The following is an 8,311-nucleotide window of genomic DNA, read 5'->3' on the forward strand; positions in this document are numbered from 1 at the left end:
GTGCCGCAGCAGTCGGTCGATCCGCTGCGACGCCGGCGGATGCGAGTAGTAAAACGCAGTGTAGAGCGGGTCAGGGGTCAGGGTCGAGGCGTTGTCCTCGTACAGCTTCACGAGCGCGTTGACCAGGTCTTGCGCATCGGTCTGGGTCGCGGCGAACGCGTCGGCTTCGAATTCGTGCTTGCGTGAGCTGAGGCTGCCGAGCGGTGTCACGAAGAACAGGAACACCGGCAGCGCGAGGAAGAACAGGATCAGCGCGAGCCCACTGTTGCCGCCGATCAACGAAGGCCGCACGCCGAGCCCCTCGTAGAACCAGACGCACTGCATCAGCCAGCCGAGCAGCGCCAGCATCACGAGGCTGATGGCGAAAATCACGATCATTCGCTTGATGACGTGGCGGCGCTTGAAGTGGCCAAGTTCATGGGCGAGCACCGCTTCGATTTCGCTACCCGACAGGCGTGCGAGCAGCGTGTCGAAGAACACAATGCGCTTGGCGGCGCCAAAGCCCGTGAAATACGCGTTGCCGTGCGCGGAACGGCGGCTGCCGTCCATCACGAAGAGGCCCTTCGCGGCGAACCCGCAGCGCTTCATCAGCGCTTCGATCCGCGTCACCAGCGCCTCGTCCTTGAGCGGCTCGAATTTGTTGAAAAGAGGCGCGATGAAGCTCGGATACAACACCAGCACGAGCATCTGGAACACGACCCAGACCACCCATGTCCACAGCCACCACAGGCTGCCGGCCTGGTTCATCAGCCACAGCACGACGAACAGCAGCGGCAGACCGAACGCGGCGCCGAGCAGCGCGCCCTTGATGCGGTCGGCGAAGAAAATCCCCTTGCTCATGCGGTTAAAGCCGAAGCGTTGCTCGATCACGAACTGGCGGTAATAGTCGAACGGCAGGTCGATCACGCTGGTGATGGCGATCACAGCGCCGATCAGCACGATCTGCCCAAGGTAGCCGCGCCCGAGCCAGTCCGAGATGGCGAGATCGAGCGCCTGCACGCCGCCAAGCAGCGTCAGTCCGATCAGCACGGCGGCGCTGACGACGATTTCGATCATGGTGAGCCGCGTGCGTTCGACGGTATAGTCGGCGGCACGCTGGTGTGCGCTGAGCGCGATCGTGCCGGCGAACTGGCCCGGCACGTGCCCGCGATGCGCCGCGACGAAGCGGATTTGCCGCGACGCGAGCCAGAGCTTGGTGCCGACCATCGCCACGACGGCGATGGCAAACAGAACGGTGAAGTACAGAGTAGGCATCCGGGAAATCCGTGGTATCTATGCGAGAATTATATGTTTCTTCCCGCCGGCTGGCGGGGCCACGCTAAAACGAACTCTTAAACGTACTGATCTAACGGCGCACCGGCCCGTCTCTCGACGGCGCGCGGGGCCGTTCACCAAGGTTGCCTTCATGACTGACATCCTCGAATCCGCTGGAGAGCCGTCGCTCGTGCGCAGCGACATGAATCTGATCTGGCTGGACATGGAAATGACCGGGCTCGAACCGGACACCGACCGCATCATCGAAATCGCCGTAGTGGTAACCAATTCGACGCTCGACAGGCTCGTCGAAGGTCCGGTGCTGGCCATCCACCAAAGCGACGAAACGCTCGCCAAAATGGATCAGTGGAATCAGAACACGCATGGCCGTTCGGGGCTGATCGACCGGGTGCGCGCGTCAACCGTCAGCGAAGCGGACGCCATCGAGCAGATTCGCGAATTTCTCGGCCAGTTCGTGCCGCCGGGCAAATCGCCTATGTGCGGCAATTCCATCTGCCAGGACCGCCGTTTCATGGCGCGCTGGATGCCGGATCTGGAACGCTTCTTCCATTACCGCAATCTCGACGTCAGCACGCTGAAGGAACTGTGCCGTCGCTGGCAACCGGCCATCTACAAGGGTTTCCAGAAGCGCGCCATGCACACCGCGCTGGCCGACATTCACGAATCGATCGACGAGCTCAAGTACTATCGTGAGCACTTCCTGATCCCGGCCGCCAGCGCGCCGGTCACGGAAGAGTAAGAGTAGCCGAGGTCAGCGCGCCGTTTAATCCTGACGCGGCGCGCGAACCGCGTTCTTCGGCCGGAACGCTTTCACGATGGCCTGGTTCGTTTCCACATACGGGCCGCCAATCAGATCAATGCAGTAAGGCACCGCTGCAAAAATCCCCGGCACCTTCGTAGCGCCCGCGTCATCACGCAGGCCTTCAAGCGTTTCCCGGATCGATTTCGGTTGACCCGGCAAGTTGACGATCAATGCCGCATGGCCGTCCGTCTCGCGGATCACTGCCATCTGGCGCGACAGAATCGCCGTTGGCACGAAATTCAGGCTGATCTGCCGCATCTGTTCGCCGAAACCCGGCATTTCCTTGGTTCCCACCGCGAGCGTCGCCTCGGGCGTCACGTCGCGCCGTGACGGCCCCGTGCCGCCGGTGGTCAGCACGAGGTCGCAACCCAGCAAGTCGACCAGTTCGACGAGCGTCGCCGAGATGGTCGGCGCGTCGTCCTGGATCAGCCGGCTGACTGCCTGCCACGGCGAACTCAGCGCCGCGCCCAGCCACTCCTGCAACGCCGGGATGCCTTTGTCCTCATAGACGCCCGTGCTGGCCCGATCGCTGATCGACACAAGGCCGATCACGATTTCGTCGGGATGGCTACGCGCGATCTTCGTCATCGTCGTCTTCCGGGGTGCCGTGGTCCTCGTCGTCATCGGACGCGTTCGGACCGTCGGCGTTCTTGATCCACTGGAACAGCTCGCGGAAATAGCGCGGCGGCTTGCTTTGCTGCGCTTCCTTGCGGGCATTGCGGATCAGCGTGCGGCCTTCCTGCGGGTCGGCGGCGGGGTGCTGGCGGATGAAATCGGTGAGCGCGGCGTCGTCGGCGAGCAGCTTCTCGCGGGTGCGCTCGATCCAGTGCAGGCGTGCAGTCTCTGCCTTGTTGATGCCGTTGTACGAATCAAGCGCGGTGCGCAGCCCGGCCGTCTCGTCATCGTGCAGCGAGCGCATCACGCGCCCCACGTACTGCACCTGACGGCGTTTGCCTTCGTGATCGGTGATCCGGCGCGCTTCGCGAACTGCGTCGTCGAGCTTTTCGGGCATCGGCATGCGTTTGAGCGCGTCTTTCGGCAGCGCGATCAGTGCCTCGCCCAGCTCCTGCAGCGCGTGCATGTCGCGCTTGAGCTGGGACTTGCTGGGACGGTCGTACCCGTTCTCGTCGATTTCGTTTTCGACGGCGGGTTCCATCGGTTGAATGCGGGTTTTGCGTGTCATAACGATATTGTAACGTGCCGTGCCCACAAGACCTGCCGCACGGCAGGATTCGCGTGGCCGCTCACGGGCGCCAATGAACCTCGAAGCTAATAACGCTAACACCAACGCGAACCTCGGCACCAACCTCACACTAGCGCAGCGAATGCCAGGTAGGCCAGCGCGGACCTTGCTATGATCGCGGGATACGTAGCGACGTACTTGAGAACATACCCGCGGGCCCCCTTTGGCCCCGAACAGGACGGCAACGAATATGGCAGCAGACATGGACGTCAGACAGCGTTTTTTCCCGCATACCCAGGATGAACTGAAGGAAATCGCCTCGGACATCCTGCGTCACGCGAAGTCGCTCGGCGGCACCGATGCGGCGACCGAAATTTCCGAAGGCGACGGCCTGTCCGTCTCCGTGCGGCGTGGCGAGGTCGAGACGATCGAACACAATCGCGACAAGATGGTCGGCGTGACGGTGTTTATCGGCAACAAGCGCGGCAACGCGAGCACCTCGGACTTCTCGCCACAGGCGCTCAAGGACACGGTGGCGGCGGCTTACAACATCGCGCGTTTCACTGCCGAAGACGACTGCGCGGGCCTCGCCGAGGCGGAACTGCTGGAAACGGCGCCGCGTGACCTCGATTTGTATCATCCGTGGAATCTGACCGCGGACGAAGCCGTCGAGATCGCCCGCCGCTCCGAAGATGCGGCGTTCGCGACCGATCCGCACATCAAGAACTCCGAAGGTGCCAGCGTGTCCGCGCAGCACTCGCAATTCGTGCTGGCCACCTCGCGCGGTTTCCTCGCGGGCTATCCGTTTTCGCGTCATTACGTGGCGTGCGCGCCGATCGCCGGCAGCGGGCGCAACATGCAGCGCGACGACTGGTACACCTCGAAGCGCAGCGCCGGTGAACTGGCTGATCCGGAGGCGATTGGGCGTTACGCGGCGCAGCGCGCGCTCGCCCGGATTGGCGCTCGTGGGCTGGATACGCGTAAGGTGCCGGTACTGTTCGAGGCGCCGCTCGCCGCCGGCCTGCTCGGCGCGTTCGTGCAGGCGGTAAGCGGCGGCGCGTTGTATCGCAAGACCACGTTTCTCGTCGACAGCCTCGGCAAGCCGGTGTTCGCGCCGCACGTCCAGGTGGTCGAAGATCCGCACGTGGCCCGCGCCATGGGCAGCGCCCCGTTCGACGAAGAGGGCGTGCGCACGAAACAGCGTTCGGTGGTGAAAGACGGCATCGTGGAAGGCTATTTCCTGTCTACGTATTCGGCGCGCAAGCTCGGCATGCAAACCACCGGCAACGCGGGCGGCTCACACAACCTGTCGTTGCTCAGTTCGAAGACGCGTCCGGAAGACGATTTCGAGGCCATGCTGAAAAAGCTCGGCACGGGCCTGCTGCTGACCGAACTGATGGGGCAGGGCGTCAACTACGTGACGGGTGACTATTCGCGCGGCGCGTCGGGCTTCTGGGTTGAGAACGGCAAGATCCAGTATCCGGTGGAAGAGATCACCGTCGCGAGCACGCTGCAGGAGATGTTCCACCATATCGTCGCGATCGGCGCGGATACGATCGTGCGCGGCACCAAGCAGACGGGGTCGGTGCTGATTGAACGTATGACGATTGCGGGGCAATAAGGCAGTGCGCTGACCGCGCATGCTACGACTTGACTGCTCGCGGCGCCGGTATTGCTCCCCCCTATGGGTGTGATGGCGCAAACAAAAACGCCACGGAAACAGTTTCCGTGGCGTTTTTTATTTGCCGCGCTAGTCGCGTGCCGCTGGTTTATTACCGCGAAGGGCGAATGACGAATCACGTCGAGGGAGCCACGGGTGGCAAGGCAGCCGCAGCAGTCCGCCCCAAGCCAGCTTCCCCATCCTCACGCAGCCGACACCTGCCGCTCCTCGGCCACAGCGCCTGTCCGCCGATACGTCACGAACGCGTAATCGAACTCATTAGGTGCGTGGGCCCGATGCGTCTCGTGGGCCACTTCTTCCCATTCCTGCGGCTCGAGCGGCGCGAAGTGGGCGTCGCCCTCGAAATCGATGGAAATTTCCGTGATGATCAGCTTGTCGGCGTGTGCGAGGCCTTCTTTGTAGAGCTCCGCGCCGCCAATCAGGAAGGCTTCAGGCGCCTGGTCCTGCGCGGCGAGGCTGAGTGCCTCGGCCAGGTTGGTGGCGGTGTCGCAGCCGGCAAAGCGACGCTGCGCATCGCGCGTGACGACGATATTGCGCCGTCCCGGCAGCGGCCGGCCAATCGACTCATGGGTCTTGCGGCCCATGATGATGGGCGCGCCCATCGTCGTGCGCTTGAAGAAGGCCAGATCTTCGGGCAGTCGCCAGGGAAGCTGGTTGTCGCGGCCGATCACGCCATTGCGGGCGCGAGCGACGATCAGGGTGAGCGTCGTCATGGAGTGAGCACGGTTACGTAATCGTTACGATTCTACCTGAGGCCCGCGCGGCTTCGCTCAGGCATCGTCCGAGCCTTACTCCCGGGCCTCGGGCTCCTCACCGAATAGCGACTTCGCGTCCATTTCGGCCATTTCGCGCAGTCCATGTACACCCATCAGCCGATACAGCGTCACGCGCGACACGCCCAGATCCGCCGCCGCCTCGTTCAGGCGATGCCGGTGGCGCAGGAGCGCGGCTTCGATGGCGTGCTTCTCCGCGTTTTCCCGCGCCTGCGACAGGCTCATGGTTTCCTGCGCGGTGAAGTGGGCCAGATCGAGGTCTTCCGCGCAAATCAGCTTGTTTTCGGCCATCACGATAGCGCGGCGTACACGATTGATCATTTCGCGCACATTCCCCGGCCAGGTGTAGTTGTACATCGCCTCGATCGCCGACGGGCTGAAGCCGCGGATCTTGCGCGCGCTGTCCGTCTTGAACTTGTGCATGATGTGATGGGCGAGAATTTCGATGTCCTTGCCGCGGGCGCGCAGCGGCGGCTCGTCGACGCGCAGCACGCACAGGCGGTGAAACAGGTCGGCACGAAAGCGTCCGTCGCGCATCGCGGTTTCGAGGTCGACGTGGGTGGCGGAAATGATTCGCACGTCCACCGGAATCGATTCGCGCCCGCCGAGACGTTCGATCTTGCCTTCCTGCAAAAAGCGCAGCAGGCTCGCCTGGCTCTCCAGTGGCAGATCGCCAATTTCATCGAGCAGCAGGGTGCCGCCATCTGCTGCCTCTACACGGCCAATCTTGCGCTGGTTGGCGCCGGTAAACGCGCCCCTTTCGTAGCCAAATAGTTCGGACTGCAACAGATGATGCGGAATCGCGCCGCAGTTGATGGCCACAAACTGCGCCTTGCGGCGCGGCGAGCGTTCGTGGATCGCGAGCGCGGTGAGTTCCTTGCCCGTCCCCGATTCCCCCGAGATGAAGACGCTCGCGTCGGTATTGGCTACCTTGCGGATGGTGCGAAAGAGCTGCTGCATCGCCTCGCAGGTGCCGACCATTTCGTCGTCGCCCCCCGGCGTGACAGGCGGCGCCAGTTCGGGCTCGCACAGCGTCACCATCCCGAACGCGTGGCCGACGAGGTAATCGATCGTCGCGTGGGCCACCGGCGTTTTCACGTAGTCGAAACAGAAATGACGGATCAGGCGCCGCACGTCCGGCTCATGCAGCCGCTCCGGCGTGGCGAGCGCGATCCAGCCCACCTGCTGCTGGCGCAGGCTGGCTTCGAGGCCGCCCAGGTCGCGCAGCGGAAAACTCGCCAGATCGACGACCCCGGCACAGGCGGTGTCCGTCTTGAGCAGACGCAGCACTTCGTGTGCCGAGCGTGCAAGCATCACGTTCCAGCCGCGGCTCTTCAGGTGCGCGGTCAACGCCTCGTCGTGGGTACGCGCCACGTACAAGACCGTGCGTTCGTCCTGCGCTTGCGGCGGCCGCATGACGCTTGTCACCTCGGCCGCGAGCGGCTCGCGCTGTGGCACGGGAAGCGGGGCTTCCTGTGTTCGCACGAGGCTTACTTCCTTCGGTCGTGCAATCGACAGATGCGTGCCGGACGGTGGTGCAACACTAGTCAGATGGGGTGATTCGCGCACGATCAACCTCGTATTGTTGGCACATCAAAATGTATAGGGGAACCGCACGCCGACCACGAAGTTCGGTGCATCAGGCGTCAAGCCGACGGAAACCGAGCCGTTGATGGTCAGGTGCTTGTTCACCACATGGTTCAGGCCGAAGTTCAGCGCGGCAGCGGCGGTTTCGCTGCCGGGCACCTTCGAGTAGCTGCTGCCCGGCGCCCGCGTTTCGGATTCCGGCTCCAGCGCCATCGTGTAGGAGATGCTCGCCGAGTCCTTGTCCGAGAACGCCAGCGCGACGCCGCCGCCGAACTGCACGATATCGCCTAGCTTGACGGTGGCGGGTTCAGTCTGGCCTTCCACCGACGAGATGTCCGCGAACGAGCGGGCGACGTTGTAGGTGTAGGAGAGGCTGCCGAACAGCACGACCGGATCGTAGGTCTTCAACAACGACAGGCCCGCCGTGATGTTCCAGAAGCCGGTGCCGGTGGGCAGCTTGCTTGGCGCGACGAGGTTGGTGTTGTCGGCGTCGAGCTGCTGCAGCTTGATGCCGAATGGCGAGGAACCGGTCGGCGCCTTGATACGCAGACTGCCGACGAGGTCGGGCAGGTTGTTGGTCTCTTTCAGGAACTGGTAGTACATCCCGAAGTTGACGTCGCCGATATCGCTCGAATTGGCTGACGCGTCCGACAGCGTGTTAGCCGCACCGCCAGCCCCGCCGACGATGAAGTTGCTGTGCCGGTAGATATACGGCACGTCTACGTCGACACTGATGCGGTCGGTGAGCCCGTAGCGCGTATCCAGATCGGCCATCACCTGGTGCGACTTGGTTTCACCCAGGTTGATGTTGCCGAGGAAGATCGCATCGAGCGCGAGGAAGCCGGAGAGCTGCAACTGGCGGCGATCGTAGTAGGTATCGCTGATGCCCCAGTCGAAGGTCAGACTGTGCTCGAACAGCGCCGAGTTCTGCTGTTGCTGCGCGACGGCTTGCTCGGACTGCGTGCGCACCGGCTGCGTGGCTTTCTGCGTCTGGCCGACCGCGCCAGAGC

8 protein-coding genes are annotated in these 8,311 nt (G+C 63.3%); 2 read left to right on the forward strand and 6 right to left on the reverse strand.

Annotated elements, in window-relative coordinates; translation table 11 throughout:
• Positions 1 to 1,254: M48 family metallopeptidase (locus tag WCA85_RS18335; protein WP_424066298.1), on the reverse strand; the 1,254-nt coding region annotated here is incomplete at its 3' end.
• Between the two features lie 151 nt (positions 1,255 to 1,405).
• Between WCA85_RS18335 and orn the strand changes: the two genes are divergently transcribed.
• Entirely contained in the window at positions 1,406 to 2,014 is a 609-nt protein-coding gene (orn, locus tag WCA85_RS18340) for an oligoribonuclease (protein WP_424066299.1), read from the forward strand.
• Between the two features lie 24 nt (positions 2,015 to 2,038).
• Here orn and mog read toward each other — a convergent pair whose 3' ends face one another.
• Both mog and yjgA read right to left on the reverse strand, forming a co-directional pair.
• Complete coding sequence (mog, locus tag WCA85_RS18345) at positions 2,039 to 2,701, reverse strand: molybdopterin adenylyltransferase (RefSeq protein WP_424066300.1); 663 nt, start codon at positions 2,699 to 2,701, stop codon at positions 2,039 to 2,041.
• On the reverse strand, positions 2,646 to 3,260 hold the full coding sequence (yjgA, locus tag WCA85_RS18350; protein ID WP_424066304.1) for a ribosome biogenesis factor YjgA: 615 nt from the start codon (positions 3,258 to 3,260) through the stop codon (positions 2,646 to 2,648). The genes mog and yjgA overlap by 56 nt, the downstream gene beginning before the upstream one ends.
• 250 nt (positions 3,261 to 3,510) lie before the next feature.
• Here yjgA and pmbA point away from each other — a divergent pair, with 250 nt between their 5' ends.
• Positions 3,511 to 4,881 (forward strand): metalloprotease PmbA, encoded by a 1,371-nt coding sequence (pmbA, locus tag WCA85_RS18355; RefSeq protein ID WP_424066301.1) that lies wholly within the window; start codon positions 3,511 to 3,513, stop codon positions 4,879 to 4,881.
• Between the two features lie 242 nt (positions 4,882 to 5,123).
• Here pmbA and WCA85_RS18360 read toward each other — a convergent pair whose 3' ends face one another.
• The 3 genes from WCA85_RS18360 to WCA85_RS18370 all read right to left on the reverse strand — a co-directional run.
• On the reverse strand, positions 5,124 to 5,654 hold the full coding sequence (locus tag WCA85_RS18360) for a dihydrofolate reductase (protein ID WP_424066302.1): 531 nt from the start codon (positions 5,652 to 5,654) through the stop codon (positions 5,124 to 5,126).
• A gap of 75 nt (positions 5,655 to 5,729) precedes the next feature.
• The gene (locus tag WCA85_RS18365; RefSeq protein WP_424066305.1) at positions 5,730 to 7,130 is read right to left on the reverse strand and encodes a sigma 54-interacting transcriptional regulator; all 1,401 of its coding nucleotides are present in this window, start codon (positions 7,128 to 7,130) and stop codon (positions 5,730 to 5,732) included.
• A gap of 177 nt (positions 7,131 to 7,307) precedes the next feature.
• Positions 7,308 to 8,311: hypothetical protein (locus WCA85_RS18370; protein ID WP_424066303.1), on the reverse strand; the 1,004-nt coding region annotated here is incomplete at its 5' end.

This window comes from Paraburkholderia sp., assembly GCF_049581445.1.
Classification (GTDB): Bacteria; Pseudomonadota; Gammaproteobacteria; order Burkholderiales; family Burkholderiaceae; genus Paraburkholderia.